This is a genomic window from Stenotrophomonas sp. (assembly GCF_032099025.1).
GTDB lineage: Bacteria > Pseudomonadota > Gammaproteobacteria > Xanthomonadales > Xanthomonadaceae > Stenotrophomonas.
This window is the reverse complement of record NZ_DAMCID010000012.1, coordinates 95,115-120,178: the sequence shown is the minus strand read 5'-3', so window position 1 is coordinate 120,178 and position 25,064 is coordinate 95,115. Positions and strand designations below refer to the sequence as shown.

The window sequence follows — 25,064 nt, the reverse complement described above, 5'->3', positions numbered from 1 at the left end:
TGCCCATGATCCGCACCATCGCCCTTGCTTCCCTGCTGTTGCTGCCGCTGACGGCGCTGGCCGATGAGCCGCAGTGCAAGTTCAACGCGCCGCGTGACCTCAAGCTCAACGTGGCCGGTGCCAAGGCCGTCGTGTTCGAGGTAAACCAGCACGACCTGGTGCTGCAGGCCGGGCCGGGCGCGCCCCAGCTCAGCGGCCGGGCCTGCGCGTCCAATGCCGACTGGCTGCGCGAGCTGACCGTCACCCAGGAGAAGGTGGGTGACAAGCTGGTGGTACGCCTGCAGCGTGAGAACCAGGGGCTGCGGTTCAACATGGGCGGCGACAGCTACGCCTACCTGGACCTGCGCGGCACGATCCCGGACAACGTGCTGGTCCAGCTGAAAGTGGGCTCGGGCGATGCAGGCGTTACCGGCGCACAGTCGCTCAGTGCGGATGTGGGCTCGGGCGACATCAAGCTGCGCGACATCAAGGGCCTGGTCACCGCGGCGATCGGCTCCGGCGATGTGGAGCTCGACGGTGCCGGTGCACTGAACCTGCTGTCGGTGGGCTCGGGCGACTTCACCGCCCGCAACCTGCGCGGCAACGCCACGGTCGGCACGATCGGCTCGGGCGACCTCACTCTGGACGGGGTGGCCGGCAATGTCGACATCAAGACCGTCGGTTCGGGTGACGTCGACCTGCGCCAGGTCAAGGGCACTGTCAGCATGGGCAACATCGGCTCGGGCGATTTCGAGGCCCGCGATGTCGGCGGCAGTGTCAAGGTCGAGCGCCACGGTTCCGGTGATGTAACGGTGCGCGGCGTCGGTGGCGACCTGACGGTAGCCAACAGCGGCAGCGGCGACATCAACCACAGCAGCGTCGGCGGCCGCGTGCAGCTGCCCCGCGGGAAGTAGCGCGGACGGTAGAGCGGACTGTTGGTCCGCTGCTCTCAACGACAAGCGGACTGACAGTCCGCTCTACACGCCTCAACACGGGATCTGACGATGAACATTCGACTGCTGCTGCCCACCCTGCTGCTGTGCCTGCCACTGGCGGCCTGCGGCAACGCCGATTCCAACAAGACCGACCCGGCCACCGGCAAGGCGGTGGTGGATGCGGATTCGATCGGCAAGAAGGTGCAGGACGCCACGGACAAGGCGCGCAAGGAGATCGCGCAGGGCAACATCAACATCTCCGACGGGCAGTCGAACAAGGCCGAAATCACGCCGCAAGGCGACCTGCTGATTAACGGCAAGGCGGTAACCATCGACGCCAACCAGCGCGCGCTGCTGCTGGACTACCGCAAGCAGGTGGAAAAACTGGCCGGTGCGGGCATGGAGATCGGCGTGGCCGGTGCCAACCTCGGCGTGAAGGCCGCCGGTGAGGCGCTGCGCGGCGTGTTCTCCGGCGACACCCAGGGTATCGAAGCCAAGGTGAACGCCGAGGCGGCCAAGATCGAAGCCAGCGCCAAGCAGCTGTGCGAGCTGCTGCCGACGATGATGGCCAGGCAGCAGGCACTGGCCGCGGCGCTGCCGGCCTTCAAGCCGTACGCCACGATGGACCAGCACGACATCGATGACTGCCACAACTGAGTCATCGCCGCCTGCGACGTTCGGTCGCAGGCGGGCCAACGGTACGGGGGGAGGACTACACTAGTCCTCCCCTTTTTTCATTCTTCGCCCGCCATGAAGAAGTTGTGCCTGCTGCTGTTCGCCCTGTTCTGCCTTGCCGCCACCGGCTGCGACCAGGAATACCGCAACCACCGCGCCGAGCGCGGCAAGCCCAAGATCACCGTCAGCGACGGCATGGTCACCGTGCGTCGCGCGCCGGCACCCAACATCATCGTGCTGCCCAACGGCCACATGAAGATCGACGAGATCGAAATCCCGCTCGACGCCGGCCAGCAGGCCCTGCTCCAGCAGATGTTCGGCCAGCTGCAGGTCCTGCGCCAGAACACCCTCACCGACGCGCCACCGGACCCGGACAAGCGCGCGATCAAGATCCAGGTCCCGCCCGGCATGCAGCCGATCCCGCCGGACCTCGTCACCCGCATCCCGGAGTTCAAGGCCTACACCGAGACCTTCGACAACCTGATGGCGGACCGGCGGTAAGGCGATGGGTGCCGACCGTCGGTTGGTACGCCAAACGCAAAACGCAAAACGAAAAAGCTGTCGTCTGCGTATCTCCGCGCACAGGGCCGGCGGGTACGGGGGTACGGGACACGCCGTAAATACGTCCATGTAGGCTCGTAGAAAACTTGCACGTGTATGCAATCCTGCATACACGGCAAGGCCTGGGTTGGGCGTCCTGCCCAACCCGCCGGGCGCATGCGCCCGGCCCATGTTTTCTACGGTCCCGTACCCCCGCACCCGCCGACCCTCTGTCAGTTGGTCGGGGGCCTGGGAAGATCAAGACCGGTTCAGATCAGTTCGATGCGTTACCGAACGTGGACGCACCAACGGCGGTTGTTTGGGAACCAACCTACCGGCATCGGCCCCAGCAACACGCCGTCCGTGTGCAGATGCCGAATTCGCGCCACACGCAGGGACACGCCGTGCGTGTCTGCTTCTCGCATCCGCACACAGCCAACTGTCGGGGGCGGGCGGCGGGTAGCCCCCGGAGGGACGCTAGAAAACATGGATGTTTTCTAGCAGCCTACAAGGACGTACTTGCGGCGTGTCCCGGAGCGGGGCTGCCCGACGCCCGCCCCAGCCCGTAGCAATGGAAACGCTGCATTGGCCTTGGCCTTGGCCATGGCTTTTGGCTTTTGCCTCTCAGCGCTCAGCTATCAGCGCTCAACCCCCGCCACCGCCGCCACCGGCGTGGATGCCGCCTGCGGTCAGGGTGGCCGGGTCGAGCAGGCGGCGCAGCTCCGCTTCTGAGAGACCGCTGTCTTCCTTTGCCACCTCCAGCACCGGGCGCTGCTCCTTGTAGGCGCGCTTGGCGATGGCCGCCGCCTTTTCGTAACCGATGATCGGATTCAACGCCGTCACCAGGATCGGATTGCGGGCCAACGCCTCACGCACGCGGTCCTCGCGTACCTTCAGCCCCGCGATGGCCGTATCGGCCAGCAGCCGCGAGATGTTCGACAACAGCCCGATCCCGTCCAGCAGGTTGGCCGCGATCAACGGCAGCGTCACGTTCAACTGGAAGTTGCCCGTCTGCCCCGCCACCGTGATCGCCGTGTGGTGGCCGATGACCTGCGCGCACACCATCACCGTCGCCTCCGGAATGACCGGATTGACCTTGCCCGGCATGATCGAACTGCCCGGCTGCAGTGCCGGCAACTCGATCTCGCCCAGCCCCGCCAACGGACCGGCATTCATCCAGCGCAGATCGTTCGCGATCTTGATCAGCGCCACCGCCAACGCATTGAGCTGGCCGGACAGCTCCACCGCATCATCCTGCGCCGCCAGCCCCTCGAACTTGTTCTCCGCGCTGTCGAACCGCACCCCCGTCTGCTGCTTCAGGCGCTTGGCCACCCGCTCGCCAAAGCGCGGATCGGCATTGATGCCCGTTCCGATCGCCGTGCCGCCCAGCGGCAGCCGTCGCAGCCGCTTCAGGCTGTCTTCCAGCCGCTCCTGCGCCGACGACAACTGCGCCGACCACGCACCGAATTCCTGCTCGAACGTCAGCGGCATCGCATCCATCAGATGCGTGCGCCCGGTCTTGACCACCTTGCGCAGCGCACGGCCGCGCTTGTCGATCGTCTTGCGCAGGTGCACCAGCGCCGGCAGCAGCTGTTCCTGCACCCCCAGCAGCGCCGACACACGCAGCGCAGTAGGAATCACGTCATTGGAACTCTGCCCCTGGTTGACGTGGTCGTTGGGATGCACCGCGGTCTTGCCGGTCTTGCCGGCCCGATTGGCCAGCGTGGCAATCACCTCGTTGGCATTCATGTTCGAGGATGTGCCCGACCCGGTCTGGTACACGTCGATCGGGAAGTGCGCGTCGTGGCGGCCCTCGGCCACCTCGTCCGCCGCCACTTCAATCGCCTTGCCGATGTTCTTCGGCAGATGGCCCAGCTCGGCATTCACCGCCGCCGCCGCGCCCTTGACCAGGCCCAGCGCGCGGATGAAGCCGCGCGGCATGCGCTGGCCCGACACCGGGAAATTGTCCACCGCGCGTTGCGTCTGCGCGCCCCACAGTGCGTCTGCGGGCACCTGCAGTTCGCCCATGCTGTCGTGCTCGGTCCTGAAACCCTTGCTCATTGCATCACTCCGAATCTTTCAGTAGGAAAGGGAACGGCGGCTGGCAACGGGCCTGATTCCCTGGCTGGCGGCTCTACGCACGATACTCCCAAGCAGGAATGAAACCCAACAGCGCTGCGCTTCGGCTATGCTCGGAATTCGTGTTCATTCAGGCATCACCTCTCTCCCATGGGCGACGACCCTCACTGTAGTGCGCGCCACACCCCACGGTTGTGGCCTGCCGATCCGCATGCCGCCGCCGCGGCCCGCACGTCCGCCGTCACCTGCAGCGCCCTGCGCCGGGGTCGGCGATGATCGTTGGCAACCTGCTGCTCCTGCTGCTGGCGCTGTTCCTGGTGGTGCTCAACGGCTTCTTCGTGGCCGCCGAATTCGCCCTGGTCAAACTGCGCCACACCCAGGCCGTCGGCCTGGCCGCCAGGCACGGCTGGCGCGGCCGACTGCTGCTCAACGTGCATTCGCACCTCGATGCCTACCTTTCCGCCTGCCAGCTCGGCATCACCCTGTCCTCGCTCGGCCTGGGCTGGGTGGGCGAGCCGGCCTTCGCCCACCTGCTGCAGCCGTTGTTCGACACGCTGGGCATGGGTCCGGAAGGCGCACGCCTCACCGCCTTCATCATCGCCTTCAGCCTGATTTCATTCCTGCATATCGTGCTGGGCGAGCTGGCCCCCAAGTCGATGGCCATCCGTCGCCCCGAAGCCATGTCGCTGTGGACGGCCGCGCCGCTGTACCTGTTCTACTGGGCGATGTTCCCGGCGATCTGGCTGCTCAACCACAGCGCCAACGCACTGCTGCGGCTGGTCGGCTGGGGCGATGTGGAACACACCTCGCACCGCTATTCGCGTGAGGAACTGAAGCTGATCGTCGCGCGCCAGCAGCCCGGCGCCGGCGCCCCCGACCAGGACCTCACCCTGATGAGCCACGCGCTGGAGCTGCCCGAGCTGGTGGCCGGCGACCTGATGCGCCCGCGCGAGCACATGCGCGTGTTCCGCCAGGGCATGGGGCTGCCCGAGGTGATGGCCGAATTCGCCGAGAGCCGCTACAGCCGCTACCCGTGGTTCGACCGCGACGGCGAAGAGGTGCTGGGCATCCTGCACATGAAGGACCTGCTGGTGGAGATCGCCCGTGGCCATCCCACCGACGACCTGCGTGCACTGCTGCGCCCGGCCAACCTGATCGCACTGGAGACCCCGGTGACATCGGTGCTGGAACGCTTCCGCACCGGCACCACGCACATGGCCCTGTGCGTGGAAGAACATGGCCGCATCCTGGGGTATTTCACTCTGGAGGACCTGCTGGAAGTGGTGGTCGGCGACATCGAGGACGAACACCCGCACGTGGTCAAGGACGCCCCGACCCGGGGGGCCGACGGCAGCCTGCTGGTGGCCGGGTCCACCTCCATCTTCCGCCTGGAGCGCCTGCTCGGCCGCGACCTGGCCGCGCCGGAACACCTGAACTCGGTGGGCGGCCTGATCGTGCATCAGCTGCAGCGGCTGCCCGAGGAGGGCGAAGTCGTGCGCATCGACGGATTCCTGTTCACCGTCAAGCGCATGGCCGGCCACCGCATCCAGGCGGTGACCGTGCGCCTGGCCCCCGAGGACGCCGACGAGGAGCCCGGGGCAGCGTAGAATGACGGCCCCCGCCGTCATTGCCTGCGCCCGCCATGTCCGAATTCGCCCTGCTCGCCCTGTCCCCGCTCGATGGCCGCTATGCCGGCAAGGTCGACGCCCTGCGCCCGATCTTCTCCGAGTACGGCCTGATCAAGGCCCGCGTGAAGGTCGAAGTGGAGTGGCTGCTGGCCCTGGCCGATGAGCCCGGCATTGCCGAGCTCGCCCCGTTCGCGCCGGCCGCCGCCGCCCGCCTGCGAGCCCTGGCCGACGACTTCGCCCCGGCGCACGCCGCCCGCGTGAAGGAGATCGAGCGCACCACCAACCATGACGTCAAGGCGGTGGAGTACTTCATCAAGGAACAGCTCAAGGGCGACGCCGAGCTGGGGCCCGCGCTGGAATTCGTGCATTTCGCCTGCACCAGCGAAGACATCAACAACCTCAGCTACGGCCTGATGCTCGAGCAGGCCCGCCGCGACGTGCTGCTGCCCTCGCTGGACGGCATCGCCACGCTCCTGCGCACGCTGGCCCACGCCCAGGCCGAACAGCCGATGCTCTCGCGCACCCACGGCCAGACCGCCTCGCCCACCACCCTGGGCAAGGAAGTGGCCAACGTCGTCGCCCGCCTGGAGCGTCAGCGCCGCCAGATCGCCGCGGTCGAGCTCACCGGCAAGATCAACGGCGCCGTCGGCAACTACAACGCCCATGCCATCGCCTACCCCGATGTAGACTGGCCGGCCTTCGCCCAGCGTTTCGTCGAAAGCCTGGGCCTGGTGTTCAACCCGTACACCACCCAGATCGAGCCGCACGACAACATCGCCGAGATCGGCGACGCCGCCCGCCGCGCCAACATCATCCTGATCGACCTGGCCCGCGACATCTGGGGCTACATCTCGCTTGGCTACTTCAAGCAGAAGCTCAAGGAAGGCGAAGTCGGCTCCTCGACCATGCCGCACAAGGTCAACCCGATCGACTTCGAAAACGCCGAAGGCAACTTCGGCATCGCCAACGCCCTGTTCGAGCATTTCAGCGCCAAGCTGCCGATCAGCCGCTGGCAGCGCGACCTGACCGATTCGACGGTGCTGCGCGCGCTGGGCACGGCCTTCGGCCACAGCCAAGTGGCGCTGGACTCGCTGTCCAAGGGGCTGGGCAAGCTGACCGTGAACCCCGAGCGCCTGAACGGCGACCTCGACGCGTCCTGGGAAGTGCTGGCCGAAGCCGTGCAGACCGTCATGCGTCGTTACGGCCTGCCCAACCCCTACGAACAGCTCAAGGCCCTGACCCGCGGCCAGGGCATCACCGCCGAATCGATGAAGGCCTTCGTCGAATCGCTGGACCTGCCGGAAGACGCCAAGCAGGGCCTGCGCACCCTCACCCCGGGCGGGTACATCGGCCTGGCGGCGGATCTGGCCAAGGCGATCTGAGCCGCGAATCAAAGCAGTGACCCCGAACGGGGCGTCGGCATGTCCGGCGCCCCGTTTTCGCTTGGGGTCCTCTGGGCCGGCCAACGGCCGGCGCTACCGGGAACAGCCGCGACAGCGCGGCGCAGGTGCAGATCCTGCCCAACCAGCGGACAATGGCGGGACGAGCGCGCGCTTCGTCTGCTGCGCCAACCGCATTCCGTCTACACGCTTCAAGGATTCCCCCATGGCCGCACGCAAGACCAAAACCCCCGTCATCGAAGTCCAGGCCCGTCCGGGTCTGCCGCTGGGCATGCCCGCCGCCACCTTCCTGCGCGATTACTGGCAGAAGCGCCCGCTGCTCATCCGCGGCGCCTTCCCCGATTTCGACACCCCCGTCCAACCCGAAGACCTCGCCGGCCTCGCCTGCGAAGAGACCGCCCTGTCGCGACTGATCAGCCACGACCGCGCCACCGATGGCTGGACCGTCCGCACCGGCCCGTTCCAGGAAGACGAATTCCCCGGCATGCCCGACCACGACTGGACCCTGCTGGTCCAGGACGTCGACAAGTGGGACCCCGACGTGCGCGCCCTGATCCAGCACTTCAACTTCCTGCCGCGCTGGCGCATGGACGACGTCATGATCAGCTTTGCCGCCACCGGCGGCTCGGTCGGCGCCCACGTCGACCAGTACGACGTTTTCCTGCTGCAGGCCTACGGCCACCGCCGCTGGCAGATCGACGCCAGCGAGTCGATCAAGGGCAAGCGCCCCCCGCTCGAGTTCCGCGACGACGTCGAACTCAAGCTGCTGCGCCGCTTCAAGCCCACCCACGACTGGGTGCTGGAACCGGGCGACATGCTGTACCTGCCGCCCAACGTCCCGCACAACGGCGTGGCCGAAGACCCCTGCCTGACCTTCTCGTTCGGCATGCGCGCCCCCGCCTCGGCCGAACTGATCAGCGACTACCTGGACACCCTGATCGAGGATGCCGATGAGGCCATCCGCTACCAGGACCCCGACCTCAAGGTCCCCGAAGACCCGAACGAAATCGACGTCGTCGCCATGAACCGCGTCGTTGAAGCCCTCAACGCCATCCGCATGAACGACCCCGACCGCCTGGGCGACTGGTTCGGCCGCTTCATCACGACCTACCGCGCCGCCGGTGAGGTCGTGGCCTCCGGCGATGCCCTGCCGCGCGACGCCGTGGAAGCCGCACTCGCCGAAGGCATCGAACTCGGCCGCCACCCCTGGGCCCGCCTCGCCTGGCGCCGTGCCAAGCGTGGCGCCAGCCTGTACTGCAGCGGCCTGGAGTTCGCCCTGCCGGTCAAGGATGCCCAGACCCTCGCCGCCGCCGAACAGGTCGGTTCCGCCCTGTACCAGAAGCTGTCGGCCAAGGGCCGCGACGCCCTGCACCAGCTCGTCGCCGGCGGCTACTACCAGCTGCTCGATGGCCAGGCGTTCGACGACGAGGACGACTACCCCGAGGACGCGGTGGCCGAATACGAAATCATCGACGCCGCCGAAACCGTCGAGGTGGTCGAGGATGAAGACGTCCAGGCCAACGTGCACGAAGTGAACATCCACGAGGACGGCGTCGAGGTGATCGTCGATTTCGACGACAGCGATGACACCGACACCCCTGATGGCACCCCGTCACGCTGACATGGCGCAGCCCGGCATCCAGGTCGAGGTGGTCGACTACCCCGCGCAGCACGCCCTGCTGCACCGGGTCCGCCACGCCGTCTTCGTGGACGAGCAGCAGGTGCCGGCCGACCTGGAGATCGACGCGCTCGACCCGCTCAGCATCCACGTCCTGGCCCGCGACCCGCAGGGCCAGCCGGTGGGGGCCGGCCGCCTCACCCCGGATGGCCGGATCGGGCGCATGGCCGTGCTGGCCGACGCCCGCGGCCAGGGGGTCGGCGAACAGCTGCTGCTCGCCCTGATCGACGCCGCCCGCCAGCGCGGCTGGCGCGAGGTCACCCTGCACGCCCAGCTGCCGGCCCGCGCGTTCTATGCCCGCCAGGGCTTCCTGCCCCACGGCGAGGTGTTCGAAGAAGCCGGCATCGAACACCAGCACATGCGCCGCGTGCTGGAGGGCGCGGTCACCATCGACCGTGCCGACGAGGCGGTGGCCATCACCACCGCCCTGGTCCACCGCGCCCGCCGCCAGCTGTGGATCCACAGCCGGGTGCTCGACCCGGGCCTGCTCGATGCCCCGCCGGTGCTGGAGGCGCTGCGCCGCTTCGCCACCGCCCGCCGTGACAAGCAGGCCACCCTGATCGTGCATGACGCGGCCGCCATCGCCCAGGCCGGCTCGCCCCTGCTCGGCCTGATCCAGCGCCTGCCCACCGTGTTCCGGGTGCGCCAGGTGTGCGATCCCATCGACCGCGCCTTCGCATCGGCATGCCTGCTCAACGACGCGGGCGACTACTACTTTCGTCTGAGCGGCCTGCGCTTCGACGGCGAAGCCGCGCTCGCGCTGCCTGCACGTTCGCGACCGTTGCAGGACGGTTTGCAGCGCGTATGGGAACGTTCGCGCGATTGCACCGAACTTCGCGCGCTCGGCCTGTAGGTCACGCCAGGGTCTCGAACCTGTCTGGCAATGACACCGCGGACCCTCCGCGGGACCTGCCGGTGCCCCTTCGTGTCCCGATGGGGGTACAATTTGGACCGTTAGATACCGCCCGCGCAGGGCTATTCATTTTCCCTGCCGGATCACTGAAGCCTTACCCCACAAGCGAATCCGACCCTCCATCGTGGACAATCTACTGAAGCAGTTTGCGCAGTCTTCGCAGCTCGCCGGCGGCAACGCCTCCTATATCGAGGATCTGTACGAGCAGTACCTCGTTTCTCCGGACAGTGTCGATCCCAAATGGAAGACCTACTTCGACGGCTTCAAGGGCCGCGAAGCCGGTGACATTCCGCACTCGGCCGTCATCGCCCACATCACCGAAGCGGCCAAAAACGCTGGCAACAGCGCCACGGCCACCGGTACCGGCGACGAACGCGAGCGCAATGTCGGTCGTCTGATCACCGCCTACCGGTCGCGCGGCCACCTCGATGCCCGCCTGGACCCGCTGGGCCTGGCGCAGGCCGTGAACTCGCCGGACCTGGGCCTGCCCTTCCACAGCCTGTCCGAGGGTGACCTCAACGCTGATTTCAGCACGGGCGGTGTCGGTGGCCAGCCGCGCATGAAGCTGCGCGACCTGCTGGAACGCCTGAAGAAGACCTATACCGGTTCGATCGGCGCGGAGTTCATGCACATCTCCGAGGTCGAGCAGCGCCAGTGGATCTACCAGCGCCTGGAACTGGCCGGTGGCAACTACAGCCTCGACGCCGACACCCAGCGCCGGACCCTGGAGCGCCTCACGGCTGCCGAAGGCCTGGAACGCTACCTGCACACCAAGTACGTCGGCCAGAAGCGTTTCTCGCTGGAAGGCGGCGACTCGCTGATTCCGATGATGGACACCATCATCCGGGATGCCGGCAAGGACGGCGTCAAGGACGTCGTGGTCGGCATGGCCCACCGCGGCCGTCTGAACGTGCTGGTCAACACCCTGGGCAAGAACCCGCGCAAGCTGTTCGACGAGTTCGAAGGCAAGTTCGAGCATGACGAGCACGCCTCGGCCGGCGACGTGAAGTACCACATGGGCTTCTCGGCCGATATCGCCACCGAAGGTGGCCCGGTCCACCTCGCCTTGGCGTTCAACCCGTCGCACCTGGAAATCGCCGACCCGGTGGTTGCCGGTTCCGTGCGTTCGCGGCAGGAGCGCCGCAAGGACACCGCGCGCAAGCAGGTCATGCCGATCCTGATCCACGGCGACGCCGCCTTCTCCGGGCAGGGCGTGGTCATGGAACTGTTCCAGATGTCGCAGGCCCGCGGCTTCGCCGTCGGTGGCACCGTGCACATCGTGGTCAACAACCAGGTGGGCTTCACCACGTCCAACCCGGAAGACACCCGCTCGACCCGCTACGCCACCGACGTGGCGAAGATGATCGCCGCGCCCGTGCTGCACGTGAACGGTGACGATCCGGAAGCGGTCGTGTTCGCCGCGAAGCTGGCCTTCGAGTTCCGCCAGAAGTTCGCCAAGGACGTGGTCATCGACCTGATGTGCTACCGCCGTTGGGGCCACAACGAGGCCGACGAGCCGGCGATCACCCAGCCGCTGATGTACCAGGTGATCCGCAAGCACCAGACCACCCGCGAGCTCTACGCCGCCCAGCTGGAACAGGCCGGCGTGATCGAAGCCGGCGCCGGCAAGGCGATGGTCGATGCCTACCGCAACAAGCTGGACGCGGGCGAAGTGACCACCGAGCTGGCCAAGGTCGAAAAGACCCCGCCGACCAGCGCGCTGTTCGTCGACTGGCCCAAGCTGCTGGAAGGCAAGCTGTCCGACCCGGTGTCCACCAAGGTCGACCCGGCCAAGCTCAAGCAGCTTGCCGAGCTGATCAACACCGTGCCCGCCGAAGTGGAACTGCACTCGCGCGTGTCCAAGGTGTACGACGACCGTCGCAAGATGGCCGCCGGCGAGATCCCGGGCGACTGGGGCTTTGCCGAGAACCTGGCCTACGCCACCCTGCTCGACGAAGGCCACGCGCTGCGCCTGGTCGGCCAGGACGTCGGCCGCGGTACGTTCACGCACCGCCACGCGATCCTGCACGACCAGAAGACCGACAACTACTACCTGCCGCTGCGTCAGCTGGTGGATTCGCCGGAGAAGGCCACCATCATCGATTCGCTGCTCAGCGAAGAAGCGGTGATGGCCTACGAATACGGCTTCTCCACCACCGACCCGAACACGCTGTGCATCTGGGAAGGCCAGTTCGGCGACTTCGCCAACGGTGCCCAGGTGGTCATCGACCAGTTCATCGCCGCCGGTGAAGCCAAGTGGGGCCGCGTCTCCGGCCTGACCCTGCTGCTGCCGCACGGTTACGAAGGGCAAGGCCCGGAACACAGCTCGGCGCGCCTGGAGCGCTTCCTGCAGCTGTGCGCGCTGGAGAACATGCTGGTGGTCGTCCCGTCGACCCCGGCGCAGGCGTTCCACATGCTGCGCCGCCAGCTGCACCTGACCACCCGCAAGCCGCTGGTGGTGATGTCGCCCAAGTCGCTGCTGCGCCACAAGCTGGCCGTGTCGTCCCTGGACGAACTGGCCAACGGCGAATTCCAGCATCTGATCGGCGACGCGAACGCCGATGCCAAGAAGGTCAAGCGCGTGGTGCTGTGCTCGGGCAAGGTCTATTACGACCTGCTGGAAGACCAGACCAAGCGTGGCCAGGACGACGTCGCCATCATCCGCGTGGAACAGCTGTACCCGTTCCCGCGCGCGCTGCTGGCCGCTGAGCTCAAGAAGTACGGCAAGGCCACCGACGTGGTGTGGACGCAGGAAGAACCGCAGAACCAGGGTGCGTGGTACCAGATCCGCCACCACCTGCAGTTCTGCCTGGCCGATGGCCAGAGCCTGCACTACGCCGGTCGCGCCCGTTCGGCATCGCCGGCCGCTGGACACATGGCGGACCACATCATCGAACAGCAGAAGCTGGTCGCCGATGCGCTGGTCAACCCGTTCAACGACACGTTCGCCGAATAACCTCCCCCTCATTCTAGAAAAAGACAAACCAGGAAGCTCCCGCATGGCCACCGAAGTCAAAGCCCCGGTACTGCCCGAATCCGTCGCCGACGGCACCATCGCCACCTGGCACAAGAAGGTCGGCGATGCCGTCAAGCGCGATGAAAACCTGCTTGATCTGGAAACCGACAAGGTCGTCCTGGAAGTGCCGTCGCCGGTTGACGGCGTACTGAAGGAGATCAAGTTCGAGGTGGGCGCCACCGTGACCTCGAGCCAGGTCGTGGCCGTCATCGAAGAAGGCGCGGTGGCGGCTGCCCCGGCCCCGGCTGCTGAAGCCAAGCCGGCTGCCGCTGCACCCGCCGCTGCGGCTGCTCCGGTCGCTGCTGCTGCGCCGGCCCCGGCCGCGAAGTCCGCTGCCGACGCCCTGCCCCCGGGCGCCCGCTTCAGCGCCATCACCGAAGGCGTGAACCCGGCCGACGTGGACGGCACCGGCCGTCGCGGCGCGGTGACCAAGGAAGACATCGTCAACTTCGCCCGCAATGGCGGTGCCGGCAAGGCCGCCGGTGCGCGTCCGGAAGAGCGCGTGCCGATGACCCGCATCCGCAAGCGCATCGCCGAGCGCCTGATGCAGTCCAAGAACAGCACGGCCATGCTTACCACCTTCAACGAAGTCGACCTGTCCAAGGTCTCGGCGGCGCGCAAGGATCTGCAGGACGAGTTCGTCAAGGCGCACGGCATCAAGCTGGGCTTCATGAGCTTCTTCGTGAAGGCCGCCGCCAACGCGCTGCAGCGCTTCCCGCTGGTCAATGCCTCGATCGACGGCGACGACATCATCTACCACGGCTACTCGGACATCTCGATCGCCGTGTCGACCGAGAAGGGCCTGGTTACCCCGGTGCTGCGCAACGTCGAGCGCATGTCGTTCGCCGACATCGAGAAGACCATCGCCGACTACGCCAAGAAGGCCCGTGACGGCAAGCTGAGCCTGGAAGAACTGCAGGGCGGCACCTTCACCGTGACCAACGGCGGCACCTTCGGTTCGCTGCTGTCCACCCCGATCATCAATCCGCCGCAGAGCGCCATCCTGGGCATGCACGCCATCAAGGAGCGTCCGATCGCCCAGAACGGCCAGGTCGTGATCGCGCCGATGATGTACCTGGCGCTGTCCTACGACCACCGCATCATCGATGGCAAGGACTCGGTGCAGTTCCTGGTGGACATCAAGAACCAGCTGGAAAACCCGGGCCGCATGCTGTTCGGCCTGTAAGACCTTCCGCATCAAGGATTATTTCAATGGCTGAACAATTCGACGTCGTCGTCATCGGTGCCGGTCCGGCCGGCTACCATGCCGCCATCCGCGCCGCGCAGCTGGGCCTGAAGACCGCCTGCATCGACGCTGCCCTGGGCAAGGATGGCAAGCCGGCCCTGGGCGGCACCTGCCTGCGCGTGGGCTGCATTCCGTCCAAGGCGCTGCTGGATTCCTCGCGCCAGTTCTGGAACATGGGCCACATCTTTGGCGACCACGGCATCAGCTTCAAGGACGCCAAGATGGACGTCGAGGCGATGGTTGGCCGCAAGGACAAGATCGTCAAGCAGTTCACGGGCGGCATCGCCATGCTGTTCAAGGCGAACAAGGTCACGGCGTACTACGGTTTCGGTGAGCTGCAGCCGGGCAACATCGTCAAGGTCAAGCAGCACGACGGTTCGGAAGTCGAGCTGAAGGGCACCAACGTCATCATCGCTGCCGGTTCGGACTCGATCGAACTGCCGTTCGCCAAGTTCGACGGCGAGACCATCGTCGACAACGTCGGCGGCCTGGACTTCACCGAAGTGCCGGCCCGCCTGGCCGTCATCGGTGCCGGCGTGATCGGCCTGGAACTGGGCAGCGTGTGGAAGCGCCTGGGTTCGGACGTGACCATCCTGGAAGCCCTGCCGGACTTCCTGGCCGCTGCCGACACCGAAGTGGCCAAGACCGCCGCCAAGGAATTCAAGAAGCAGGGCCTGGAGATCCGCCTGGGTGCCAAGGTCTCCAAGGCTGAAGTGACCGGCAAGGGCAAGAAGAAGGAAGTTGCCCTGACCTACACCGATGCCGAAGGCGAGAAGAGCCTGGTGGTGGACAAGCTGCTGGTGGCCGTTGGCCGCCGCGCCGCAACCAAGGGCCTGCTGGCCGAAGGTACCGGCGTCAAGATCAACGAGCGCGGCCAGATCGAAGTGGACGACCACTGCCATACCGGCGTGGACGGCGTGTGGGCGGTCGGTGACTGCGTGCGCGGCCCGATGCTGGCCCACAAGGGCTTCGAGGAAGGCATCGCGGTGGCCGAACTGATCGCGGGCCTGCCGGGCCACGTCAACTTCGACACCATTCCGTGGGTCATCTACACCGAGCCGGAGCTGGCCTGGGTCGGCAAGACCGAGCAGCAGCTGAAGGCCGAAGGCATTCCGTACAAGGCCGGCAGCTTCCCGTTCGCCGCCAACGGCCGTGCCGTGGCCATGATCGAACCGTCCGGTTTCGTGAAGGTCCTGGCCCACGCCGAGACCGACCGCATCCTGGGCATGCACCTGGTCGGCGCGAACGTGTCCGAGCTGGTCCACGAAGGCGTGCTGACCATGGAGTTCAGTGGTTCGGCCGACGACCTGGCCCGCATCTGCCACGCCCACCCGTCCCTGTCGGAAGTCGTCCACGACGCCGCCATGGCCGTGAGCAAGCGCGCGATCCACAAGGCCAACTGACCGGCCCTGGCGTGATGCAACGAAAAACCCCGCTTCGGCGGGGTTTTTTGTGGGTGGGGGAATGATCTTGATTGGCCGTAGAGCCACGCCCTGCGTGGCTGCGACCGTGCCATACACCTCGCAGCCACGCAGGGCGTGGCTCTACCGCGTCCTGGCACGACCGGTAGCGCACGACCGTTGGTCGTGCGCCCGGCATCACGCCGTTGCCGCGCGCCCACCGCCGAGCAGGCGTGCCGGCAGCATGAACAGCGCGCCCAGCAACGCGAACAGCGCCGAGAAGGTGATGCCGACCAACCGGAACGGCAGGCTCAGCAGCCACACGAACGGCCACGCTACCAGGGCCAGGATCGCCAGCGGCCAGCACAGCACGAACAGCAGGCACCACACGCCCAGCGCGAACAGGGTCTTCATGACGGTCTCCAGGGCGGCACCTTGCCGCTGCGGGTCCACGTTGCCGCCCTGCCCGGCCAGGTTCAACGGGTTTGCGACGAAACCCGGCATTCGCCGACGAAAGCGCGGTAGCGCCGGCCGTTGGCCGGCTCCCGACGAACCGTACATCACGCGGAGCCGGCCAGCGGCCGGCACTCGACGAACCGTACATCCCGCGAAGCCGGCCAGCGGCCGGCACTACCGTAACGCTTTCGGCGTTACTCGAACGACCCCACCGAATCGTGCGACAGGTTGTCGAAGCGGGTGTATTCGCCGAAGAACTTGAGCTTGCACGAGCCCGTGGGTCCGCCACGGTGCTTGCCGATGATGATCTCGGCCAGGCCCTTGTCGGGCGACGTTTCCTTGTTGTAATAATCGTCGCGGTAGATGAAGACGATCATGTCCGCATCCTGCTCGATTGCGCCGGATTCGCGAAGGTCGGCCATCACCGGGCGCTTGTCGGTACGCGTTTCCAGCGATCGGTTGAGCTGGGACAGCGCGATCACCGGCACGTTCAGTTCCTTGGCCAGGCCCTTCAGCGAACGCGAGATTTCCGAGATTTCGGTCGCGCGGTTCTCGCTGTTGCCCGGCACGCTCATCAGCTGCAGGTAGTCGATCACGATCAGGCCCAGGTCGTGCTCGCGCTTGAGGCGGCGGCACTTGGAGCGCAGGATCTCCGGCGACACGCCCGGCGTGTCGTCGATGAAGATCTTGGTTTCCTTCAGCATGCGGATCGCGCCGGTGACGCGGCTCCAGTCCTCGTCTTCCAGCTGGCCGGTACGCAGGCGCTGGGCATTGATGCGGCCGTTGGACGAAATCAGGCGCATCGCCAGCTGCGACGCCGACATTTCCATCGAGAACACCGCCACGCCCTTCTTCGATTTGATGGCCGCGTACTCGGCAATGTTCAGCGCCAACGTGGTCTTGCCCATGGCGGGACGCGCGGCCAGGATGATCAGGTCGGTCGGCTGCAGGCCGGCCGTCATCGCGTCGAAATCGGCGTAGCCGGTCGGCAGGCCGGTGATGTTGCCGCCGTTCTCGAAGCGGTTGCGCAGCTCTTCGAAGGCGTCCTTCAACGCGCCGGGCATCGCCACGAAATCGGTACGGCCACGCGCGCCCTGCTCGGCGATGGCGAACACCGACTTTTCCGCCGCCGACAGCAGTTCGCTGCTCTCGCGGCCTTCGGGCTGGAAGCCGTCGTTGACGATGTCCGTGCCCACCTGGATCAGCTGGCGCAACACCGCCTTGTCGCGCACGATCTCGGCGTAGGCCGAGATGTTCGCCGCCGACGGCGTGGTGCTGGCCAGTTCGATCAGGTAGGCGCCGTCGCCAACGAGCTCCATCTTGCCCTGCGACTCGAACCACTCGCCCAGGGTCACCGCATCGAACGGGCGGTCGCGCTCGGACAGCTCACGGATCGCGCGGTAGATGGTCTGGTGGTCGCGCCGATAGAAATCGGTCTCGGTCAGCTGGTCGTTGATCCGGTCGTAGCTTTCCGGCGCCAGCATCAATCCGCCCAGCACCGCCTGCTCGGCCTCGATCGAGTGCGGTGGCACGCGCAGCGCATCGATGCGCATCTCGTCGCGATCATAGCGGTCACCGCGGTCTTTGCGGTCGGAACGGAAGCCGGAGCGGGCGGACATGAGGGGGTGTACTTCCTGCAGAGTGGAGCGAGGGACATGGTAGGCACGGAGCGGCCGCCACAGCCATGCACAACCCTGTGGATAAGCAGTGGATAGCTGGAGGTGCCCGGGCAAGCCAGCACGACCAACGGTCGTGCGCTACCGGTTGCGGTTACGCGGGGCAGCGCACGACCGTTGGTCGCGCGCCTTGTCGCCCATTATCGCAGAACCACCCTGCTCAATGCTGACCGCCGTGGGTGGCGATCCAGGCCAGGAACCTGTCGACGAAGCCCTGCAGGAAGTCGCGGGTGCCTTCATTGCTGATGGTGCCCTGCGCGTCGATCAACCCTTCCTTGAAATGAATGAATGCCTCGGGCTGGCCCAGCACGGGCATGTCCAGGTAGGACAGGATGTTGCGCAGGTGCTGCTGGGCCAACGCGGTGCCGATCACGCCGATGGAGGCGCCGATCACAGCGGCCGGCTTGCCGGCGAAGGCGCTGTGGCCGTAAGGCCGCGAGCCCAGGTCGATGGCGTTCTTCAGCACGCCCGGCACCGAACGGTTGTATTCGGGGGTGACGAACAGCACTGCGTCGGCCTTGCGGATCTGCTCTTTCAGGCGCAGGCCTTCGGCCGGGTAGTCCTTGTCGAAGTCCTGGTTGTACAGCGGCAGGTCGCCGATCTGCACGTACTCGAAGCGGGCCTTGCCGGCGGCCAGCTTCTCCAGCGCATGGGCCAGGGCCTGATTGTGCGAGCCGGTGCGCAGGCTGCCGACGAGCACGGCGATGGTGGGTTGGGCCATGGGAGGTCTCCGTTGGGGGGACCTTCAGCGTAGAGCCACGCCCTGCGTGGCGTCGTGAACGTGTCCGGGCAGCCACGCAGGGCGTGGCTCTACGGCGTGTGGCCGGCATTGCCTGGGACACGCATGGCGTGTCTCTACGCGCCTACCACTCCTGCCCGCACCTGCTTCCAATGCGCCTGCCAGGCCTGGAACATCAGCACGTTCCACAGGTGCGTGTGCCACTTTCGTTCGCCGCTCTTGAACTGCGCCCACAGGGGAGCCACCGCCTCTACGTTGAACACCCCTTCGGCCGCCAACCGCGCCGGATCGAGCAGTTCATCGGCCCAGCCGCGCAGGTCGCCCTTGAGCCACGCACTGACCGGCGCGCCGAAGCCGCGCTTGGGCCGGTGCACCATGTCCTGCGGCACATAACGGCCCAGCACGCGCTTGAGCAGGTACTTGCTTACCCCATCGCGGTGCTTCATCGACAGCGGCAGCGACCAGGCGAACTCGGCCACGCGCCAGTCCAGCAGCGGCGCGCGGGCTTCCAGGCTGACCGCCATGCTGGTGCGGTCCACCTTGCACAACAGGTCATCGGGGAGATAGGTATTGAAGTCGGCCAGCATCATCGCGTCGGCGGGCGAGCCCGCGCCGTGCAGCGGGTCGGCCAGGTCGTAGAAACTGCCCGCCCCGCGCGCGCCGATCACCGCCGCGACAGGATCGCGCCAGCGCGAGATGCGGTTGCGGTACACATCGCCGATGCCGCGTGCGCCGGTCTCGGCCAGCAGCGCGGCCAGCCCGCCCGTGCGCGACGCCTCGCCCTGGGTATGTGCGTGCGCGGCCATCCAACGTCGCAACGGCGCCGGTACCCGGCCCAGCATCGTCCAGTTGCGCAGCGCGCGCTGGTAGCGGCTGTAGCCGAAGAACAGCTCGTCGCCGCCATCGCCGGACAGGGCCACCGTCACCGCACTGCGCGCCAGCCGGGCCACCAGCGCGGTCGGCACCTGCGAGGCGTCGGCGAAGGGTTCGTCGAACATCGCCGGCAACTGCGGCACCACGGCGAGCGCATCGGCACCGCTGACGTACAGTTCGGTGTGGTCGGTGCCCAGGTGCGTGGCCAGCGCCTTGGCCAGTGGTGCCTCGTCGTGATCCGACCCTTCAAAGCCGATGCTGAAACTGTGGATCGGCGTGGACGACTGCGACTGCATCAGCGCGGCCACCACCGACGAATCGGTGCCGCCGGAGAGGAACACGCCCACCGGCACGTCGGCCACCATCCGCAGGCCCACCGCATCGCGCAGCAGCCCATCCAGCTGGTTCTCCGCCTCGTCGTCGGAGCCGACGAAGGGCACCGCCAGCGCCTGCTGCATGCGCTCGCGCGCGTTCCAGAACGGCTGTTGCTGCTGGTCCGGGCGGTGCGCGGCGGCGCCGGCCGCCACGGCCGCCGCGTCCAGCCGCAGCACGCGTCCCGGCATCAGCTTGAAGCAGCGCTCGTGGATGCAGTGCGGCGCGGGAATGTAGTCCAGCCGCAGCAGCAGCGTCAGCGCGTCGCGATCGATGTCGTTGTCGAAGGCCGGGTGCTGCCACAGCGCCTTGAGTTCGGAGCCGAACACCAGCGTGTCGCCCGCCCAACCGTAATACAGCGGCTTCTTGCCAACGCGGTCGCGGGCCAGCCACAGGCACTGCTCGGCACGGTCCCACAGCGCGATGGCGAACATGCCGTTGGCGCGCTGCAGGGTGTCGTCCAGGCCCCAGGCCACGAAGGCGGCCAGCAGGACTTCGGTGTCGGAATGGCCGCGGAAGGCATGGCCCAGGCCCTCCAGCTCCGCCCGCAGCGCGGCGAAGTTGTAGACCTCGCCGTTGTAGGCCAGCACGTAGCGGCCATCGTCGGACGACATCGGCTGGTGGCCCAGCGGCGACAGGTCGAGGATGCTCAGGCGGCGGTGCGCCAGCGCAATGCCGTTGCCGGCGTCGGCCCACACGCCGCTGTCATCGGGCCCACGGTGCACCAGGGCATCGCCCATCCGGCGTGCCAGTCCTTCCAGCGCGGCCTGCTCCCGTACGGGGGCGGCCAGCAACATTCCTGCCAGTCCACACATGCGTCAGTGTTCCTGCGCCAACACCCGCGCGGCGCTTACCAGCGCATTGTCGCTTGGAAGCACCGACATTGCTGCCCCCGCCAACGGGGTATAGGTGTCGGCACCGCACACGCGCTGCAGCGGCAGGTGGCCCAGCCCGGCCTCGACCAGGGCGGTGATCACGCCCTCTCCCACCCCGGCACTGTGCCGCCCTTCGTCCACCACCAGCACGCGGCGGGCATCGGCGCCCTGTTCGGCAATGAAACGGGCGTTGAGCGGCACCAGCCAGCGCAGGTCCACCACCCGCACCTGCCAGCCCAGCTCGGCCTCGATCGTGCGGGCCGCACGCAGGCTCATCGGCGCCCCGTTGCCGTAGGTGTAGATCACCAGGTCCGTGGCCTCCGGCGCATACACCCGCCCTTCGCCCAGCACCAGCGCCTGGTCGGGTGCCGGGTACGGGAACAGCCACTGACCATCGCCGGCCGCGTGCAGGTCCTTGGTCATGTACAGCGCGATCGGTTCCAGGAACACCGCAACCCGGCCGTCCACCCTGGCCAGCGCGGCCAGGGTACGCAGCATCATCGCCGCGTCGTCGCCACGCGACGGGCAACCGACCACCAGCCCCGGGATGTCGCGCAGCGCGGTGATCGAGTTGTCGTTGTGGAAATGCCCGCCGAAGCCCTTCTGGTAACCGAGCCCGGCGATGCGCACCAGCATGGGGTTGCGGTACTGGTCGTTGGAGAAGAACTGCAGCGAACACGCCTCGCCGCGCAGCTGGTCGGCGGCGTTGTGCAGGTAGGCCAGGTACTGGATCTCCGGAATCGGCAGCATGCCCATGTTCGCCAGGCCCTGGGCCATGCCCAGGATCATGGTCTCGTCGAGCAGCGTGTTGAACACCCGCCTGGGCCCGAACGCCTTGAGCAGGCCCTTGCTGACCGTATACACGCCACCCTTCTGGGCAACGTCCTCGCCGAACAGCAGCGCCGAGGGGTATTTGCACAGCAGGTCGTGCAACGCTTGGTTGATCTGGATCGCCAAGTGCCGCGGCGGCTGCCGCTCGGGCAGCTGCGCCGCACCACCGAAGGCGGCCTCGCGCGCCTGCGCCGCAGCCGGCCGCGTGGCCTCGGCGAATACGGCCGCCGGCGTATACGGCGCCAGCGGCGCGATGATCTCGGCCAGGTCGTGCAGCCTCGGGCGCTGGTCGGCGGCCTCGGCGGCGGCGAAGCAGCGCGCGCGCATCGCCTCGTAGCGCTCCAGCAGCTGCGCTGGGGTCATCCAGCCCGATGCCAGCGCGATCTGCGCCGAGCGCAGCAGCGGGTCGGCCGCCTCCGCCGCGCACAGCTCCGGCAACGGGCGCCATTCGATCTCGAAATCGGTCCCCGCATGGCCCATCAGGCGGGTGGTGCGCAGGTGCAGGAAGGTGGGACGGCGAGTGCGACGGCAGTGCTCCAGCGCGTGTTGCACCTGGGCGTGGCCCGACGCCAGGTCCAGGCCGTCGGCGAAGACGTAGTCCAGCCCCGGACGCTGGCGGAAGCTCTCCGCGATCCAGCCCTCCGGCGTCTTGACCGAGATGCCGATGCCGTTGTCTTCGCACACGAACAGGACCGGCGCCGGCAGCCGCTGGTAGGCAGCCCACGCGGCGGTGTTGAAGGCGGTCTGCGCGGTGGCATGGTTGGCCGATGCATCACCGAACGAACAGATCACCACGCTGTCATCGGGGATCGGCAGCCGGTGGCCGATGCGACGCGCGGTTTCGATGGCCATGGCCGTGCCCAGCGCCTTGGGCAGGTGCGAGGCGATGGTGGAGGTCTGCGGCAGCACCCACAGCGGCTTGCTGCCCCACACCTTGTGGCGGCCGCCACTGGCCGGATCGTCGCGGCTGGCGGCGAACGACAGCGCCGCGTCCATCACCGGGTCCATGCCCGGCAGCTGACGGAAGCGCTCGGCCATGAACGCGCCGGACCGGTAATGCAGGAACGCTGGATCGGTGTGCCGGGCCAGCCGCGCGACCAGTGCATTGCCTTCGTGCCCGGACGATCCAATCGTGTAGAAGACCTTGTTCTGTACGCGCAGCACGCGCGCCATCAGGTCCAGGTGGCGGCTGACCAGCTGCGACTCCAGCAGCGCATCGAAGCCCTGCGCATCCAGCGTGCTGCCTGGCAGGATCGGCGCATCCGGCGCGGGCCGCGGGCCCGGGTCACCTCGCCACTGCTGCACGTATTCGATGAAGTTGGCGTCACAGATCTCGGCCCGGTTGAGGGCCCTCATGCGCGCGGGAATCGGATCGGGAACCACAGCAGACATGCACACCCTCCAGCAGAGCCGAACGGACGACCGCGCCGAGCATGGCCGCAACCGGCGCCGCTTGCCAAGCGCGGGTGCACAAAAAAGGGGACGGAGGTGCACAAAAAAGGGGACGGAGGTGGTTAAGCCGACTTAACCTCCTCCGTCCCCTTTTTATCCATCTTCGCAGAACGAAAGAGGCCGGCAACATGCCGGCCTCCTCGTGCCTCCTGCACAGCGCCCGGTTACCGGGTGCTGGTATCCAGCGCAGCGGTCTGGGTGACCAGCTGGCCGTCGACCACCGGCAGGCGGTCGCTGCTGGGCTTGTTGGCCATCTTGACGGTCTTTTCGACGCCGTCGTAGCGGTAGGTCACGTTGTAGCCGGTGACGTTGTTGCTGGTGCCCATGGCGATGCGGTTGCCCGGCTTGCTGGCCATGCGCATGGTCCCGGTGGTGCCGTCTTCGTTGCGGTAGGTCACGTTGTAGCCGGTGACCTTGGTCGACTCGGAGGTCGCCGTTTCGGTGTGGCACTGACGCTCGGTGCGGTTGACCACGCGGCCACCGACGTGGCGCTTGTCCACCTGGTTGCCGATCACGCCGCCCGCGACGGCGCCAGCGGCCGTGGCGGCCTTGCGACCGTTTCCGCCGCCCACCTGGTTGCCGAGCAGGCCACCAATGACCGCACCGGCCACGGTGCCGCCGACGTTGCCGTCGCGCTCGGGCAGGCGTTCCTGCACCACCACGTCATTGCAGACTTCGTGCGGGGTCTGGGTGGTGGAGGTTTCCCGGACCGGTTCGGTACCGATCACGGTCGCGTAGGCCTTTTCCTTCTGGGTCAGCGGGTCGACCTTGACCACGTCGGCGTATTCCAGCCGACCGGCCTTGTCCACGGCCACCTCGTCCGTCGCGGCGCCATCGTCGGCCAGCGGGGTGGTGTCCAGGCTGGGACGGGTCTGCGACGCCGTAACCGGGTCAGCAGAGGTGCCGCTCTTCATGAAGGCCGCGGTGGCAATGCCGCCGACCAGCAGGGCGCCTGCAGCGACCAGGGCAGTAGTAGTTGTGCTTTTCATATGCCGACTCCCTGCGGACCATCCGCAACGTTCTTGATGCGGATTCCAGCATGCGGCTCCTGAACGGAATCTCCACATGGCGCACACGCTGCGCTTACCCATTCAGGTTCTGTCGTCCTTGGGCTCGTGATAGCGTTTACAGCATCTGTCGAGGAGAGTGCGATGCCTGGTCCCCTGCTGCTGCCCGTCATGAACTGGGCCCGCCGGCTGCGTTACCCCACGCTGTTCAAGATCACCGCCGCGCTGTTTGCGGTGACGCTGGTGATTCCCGACCCGATCCCGTTCGTGGACGAGATCCTGTTCGGGCTGGGCACTCTGCTGCTGGCCAACTGGAAGCGGCGCAGCGATACGCTTCCGCCCACCCTGCCGGGCCGTCGCGGCGCGTGAACCTGGTCGACAGCCACTGCCATCTCGACGCCAGCGAGTTCGATGCCGACCGCGCACAGGTAATCGCACGTGCGCAGGCTGCGGGGGTGCACAGCCAGGTGCTGCCGGCGGTCACCGCCGCCAGCTGGCCCACGTTGCGCGAGACCTGCCAACTGGCCGACGGGCTGCACCCGGCCTACGGCCTGCACCCGATGTTCCTCGACCAGCACCGCCCCGAGCATCTTGAGCAGCTGCGTGAGTGGATTGCCCGCGAGCGCCCCTGCGCAGTGGGCGAATGCGGGCTGGATTTCTTCGTGGACGGACTGGATGCCGAGCAGCAGCAGTTCTACTTCGACGGGCAGCTGCGTATCGCCCGCGAGTTCGACCTGCCGGTGATAGTGCATGCGCGGCGCGCCGTGGATGCGGTGATCGCGTCGATCAGAAAGGTGGGCGGGTTGCGCGGGGTGATCCACAGTTTTCCCGGCAGCCCGGAACAGGCCGCGCAGCTGCACACGCTGGGATTCCTGGTGGGGTTGGGTGGTCCGCTGACCTACGACCGTGCGCAGCGCCTGCAACGCCTGGTGGCGAAGTTGCCGCTGGAGCAGCTGCTGCTGGAGACCGACGCGCCGGACCAGCCCGACGCCGGCATCCGCGGCGAGCGCAATGAGCCGGCGCGGTTGACGGTGATCGCCGATACCGTGGCGACGTTGAGAGGCGAACCGGTGGGAGCGATTGCCGAGCAGACCTCGGCCAACGCACGCAGGCTCTTCAGCCTGCCGTAGCGCCACGCCCTGCGTGGCTGCGCGCGATGCCCGAACGTAGGGCCACGCCCTGCGTGGCTGCGCGCGATGCCGAACGTAGAGCCACGCCCTGCGTGGCTGCGCGCGATGCCCGAACGTAGAGCCACGCCCTGCGTGGCTGCGCGCGATGCCCGAACGTAGAGCCA

19 protein-coding genes are annotated in these 25,064 nt (G+C 67.3%); 12 read left to right on the top strand and 7 right to left on the bottom strand.

The genetic code is table 11. From position 1 onward, the window contains the following. The first annotated feature begins 5 nt into the window (after positions 1 to 5). From RT456_RS10705 to RT456_RS10695, 3 genes are all read left to right on the top strand, one after another. Positions 6 to 893 carry a DUF4097 family beta strand repeat-containing protein gene (locus tag RT456_RS10705; RefSeq protein WP_313346236.1) on the top strand — a complete coding sequence of 296 codons (888 nt, stop codon included), beginning with the start codon at positions 6 to 8 and terminating at the stop codon, positions 891 to 893. Between the two features lie 90 nt (positions 894 to 983). After that, entirely contained in the window at positions 984 to 1,571 is a 588-nt protein-coding gene (locus tag RT456_RS10700; protein ID WP_313346233.1) for a DUF2884 family protein, read from the top strand. 93 nt (positions 1,572 to 1,664) lie between these two features. Then, entirely contained in the window at positions 1,665 to 2,090 is a 426-nt protein-coding gene (locus RT456_RS10695; protein ID WP_313346230.1) for a hypothetical protein, read from the top strand. A 684-nt stretch (positions 2,091 to 2,774) separates the two neighbouring features. Here RT456_RS10695 and RT456_RS10690 read toward each other — a convergent pair. Next, a complete protein-coding gene (locus RT456_RS10690; RefSeq protein ID WP_313346227.1) occupies positions 2,775 to 4,190 on the bottom strand; it encodes a class II fumarate hydratase in 1,416 nt (471 codons plus the stop codon). A gap of 290 nt (positions 4,191 to 4,480) precedes the next feature. On the opposite strand from RT456_RS10690, the gene RT456_RS10685 reads away from it, so the two are divergent. The 7 genes from RT456_RS10685 (at position 4,481) to lpdA (ending at position 15,492) form a co-directional block, all read left to right on the top strand. Further along, on the top strand, positions 4,481 to 5,815 hold the full coding sequence (locus RT456_RS10685) for a hemolysin family protein (protein WP_313346225.1): 1,335 nt from the start codon (positions 4,481 to 4,483) through the stop codon (positions 5,813 to 5,815). A gap of 35 nt (positions 5,816 to 5,850) precedes the next feature. Next, on the top strand, positions 5,851 to 7,218 hold the full coding sequence (gene purB / locus RT456_RS10680) for an adenylosuccinate lyase (RefSeq protein ID WP_313346223.1): 1,368 nt from the start codon (positions 5,851 to 5,853) through the stop codon (positions 7,216 to 7,218). A gap of 223 nt (positions 7,219 to 7,441) precedes the next feature. Further along, positions 7,442 to 8,857 carry a cupin domain-containing protein gene (locus RT456_RS10675; RefSeq protein WP_313346220.1) on the top strand — a complete coding sequence of 472 codons (1,416 nt, stop codon included), beginning with the start codon at positions 7,442 to 7,444 and terminating at the stop codon, positions 8,855 to 8,857. Further along, entirely contained in the window at positions 8,838 to 9,767 is a 930-nt protein-coding gene (locus RT456_RS10670) for a GNAT family N-acetyltransferase (RefSeq protein ID WP_313346217.1), read from the top strand. The genes RT456_RS10675 and RT456_RS10670 overlap by 20 nt, the downstream gene beginning before the upstream one ends. Positions 9,768 to 9,951: 184 nt before the next feature. Beyond that, positions 9,952 to 12,783: a 2-oxoglutarate dehydrogenase E1 component gene (locus tag RT456_RS10665; protein WP_313346215.1), complete on the top strand. Its 2,832-nt coding sequence runs from the start codon at positions 9,952 to 9,954 to the stop codon at positions 12,781 to 12,783. 43 nt (positions 12,784 to 12,826) lie between these two features. Beyond that, positions 12,827 to 14,029: a dihydrolipoyllysine-residue succinyltransferase gene (gene sucB, locus RT456_RS10660; protein ID WP_313346212.1), complete on the top strand. Its 1,203-nt coding sequence runs from the start codon at positions 12,827 to 12,829 to the stop codon at positions 14,027 to 14,029. Positions 14,030 to 14,055: 26 nt separating this feature from the next. Further along, positions 14,056 to 15,492, top strand: coding sequence for a dihydrolipoyl dehydrogenase (gene lpdA, locus RT456_RS10655; protein WP_313346209.1), 1,437 nt, complete (start codon positions 14,056 to 14,058; stop codon positions 15,490 to 15,492). 195 nt (positions 15,493 to 15,687) lie between these two features. Here lpdA and RT456_RS10650 read toward each other — a convergent pair whose 3' ends face one another. From RT456_RS10650 to RT456_RS10625, 6 genes are all read right to left on the bottom strand, one after another. After that, positions 15,688 to 15,903 (bottom strand): hypothetical protein, encoded by a 216-nt coding sequence (locus RT456_RS10650; protein ID WP_313346207.1) that lies wholly within the window; start codon positions 15,901 to 15,903, stop codon positions 15,688 to 15,690. A 236-nt stretch (positions 15,904 to 16,139) separates the two neighbouring features. Next, entirely contained in the window at positions 16,140 to 17,564 is a 1,425-nt protein-coding gene (locus RT456_RS10645) for a replicative DNA helicase (RefSeq protein ID WP_313346206.1), read from the bottom strand. Between the two features lie 217 nt (positions 17,565 to 17,781). Then, positions 17,782 to 18,342, bottom strand: a complete 561-nt coding sequence (locus RT456_RS10640; RefSeq protein ID WP_313346204.1) for an NADPH-dependent FMN reductase — start codon at positions 18,340 to 18,342, stop codon at positions 17,782 to 17,784. Positions 18,343 to 18,476: 134 nt separating this feature from the next. Further along, positions 18,477 to 20,420: an asparagine synthase (glutamine-hydrolyzing) gene (gene asnB, locus RT456_RS10635; RefSeq protein ID WP_313346201.1), complete on the bottom strand. Its 1,944-nt coding sequence runs from the start codon at positions 20,418 to 20,420 to the stop codon at positions 18,477 to 18,479. A gap of 3 nt (positions 20,421 to 20,423) precedes the next feature. Further along, positions 20,424 to 22,703 carry a thiamine pyrophosphate-dependent enzyme gene (locus tag RT456_RS10630; RefSeq protein WP_313346198.1) on the bottom strand — a complete coding sequence of 760 codons (2,280 nt, stop codon included), beginning with the start codon at positions 22,701 to 22,703 and terminating at the stop codon, positions 20,424 to 20,426. Between the two features lie 224 nt (positions 22,704 to 22,927). Next, a complete protein-coding gene (locus tag RT456_RS10625) occupies positions 22,928 to 23,752 on the bottom strand; it encodes a glycine zipper 2TM domain-containing protein (RefSeq protein WP_313346195.1) in 825 nt (274 codons plus the stop codon). A 162-nt stretch (positions 23,753 to 23,914) separates the two neighbouring features. Here RT456_RS10625 and RT456_RS10620 point away from each other — a divergent pair, with 162 nt between their 5' ends. Beyond that, complete coding sequence (locus RT456_RS10620) at positions 23,915 to 24,139, top strand: DUF6116 family protein (protein ID WP_313346192.1); 225 nt, start codon at positions 23,915 to 23,917, stop codon at positions 24,137 to 24,139. Beyond that, on the top strand, positions 24,136 to 24,900 hold the full coding sequence (locus tag RT456_RS10615) for a TatD family hydrolase (RefSeq protein WP_313346190.1): 765 nt from the start codon (positions 24,136 to 24,138) through the stop codon (positions 24,898 to 24,900). The genes RT456_RS10620 and RT456_RS10615 overlap by 4 nt, the downstream gene beginning before the upstream one ends. Positions 24,901 to 25,064 lie beyond the last annotated feature (164 nt).